1 protein-coding gene is annotated in these 483 nt (G+C 43.7%); it reads right to left on the bottom strand.

What is annotated here, in order from left to right; all coding sequences use genetic code 11:
• A partial coding sequence (locus tag CWB75_RS18795; protein WP_283234845.1) for a biotin/lipoyl-containing protein occupies nucleotides 1–483 on the bottom strand: 483 nt, incomplete at both ends.

The following is a 483-nucleotide window of genomic DNA, read 5'->3' as shown; positions in this document are numbered from 1 at the left end:
CAGTACCTGCAAACGGCGCCGGTACTTCCATAGCTGCTTTGTCGCCTTCAACGTTTAAGATAGATTGCTCTTCTTCTACGCTATCGCCAACCGCAACCATCACTTCTGTTACTTCAACTTCGTCATCACCAATATCAGGCACGCTAACTTCTTTAGTGCTTGATGCCGATGTTTGTTCAGCAGGCTTCTCTTGTGCTTTTGAATCAGCTGCAGGGGCACTTTGGTTATCACCACCTGACACTTCAAAAACAAATACTAATGAACCCGTTTTCACTTTGTCACCAGTATTTACTTTAATTTCTTTTACTGTACCGGCAAAGGGTGCTGGTACTTCCATTGCCGCTTTGTCGCCTTCAACGTTTAAGATAGATTGCTCTTCTTCTACGCTATCACCAACTGCAACCATAATTTCAGTTACTTCAACTTCGTCATCACCAATATCTGGCACAGTGACTTCTTTGGTTGATGAAGCCGATGACTCAT

The organism is Pseudoalteromonas sp. S1608, assembly GCF_005887265.1.
Lineage (GTDB): Bacteria > Pseudomonadota > Gammaproteobacteria > Enterobacterales > Alteromonadaceae > Pseudoalteromonas > Pseudoalteromonas undina.
Note: the sequence above shows the minus strand (reverse complement) of the source record. Positions and strands in the feature narration are given on the sequence as shown.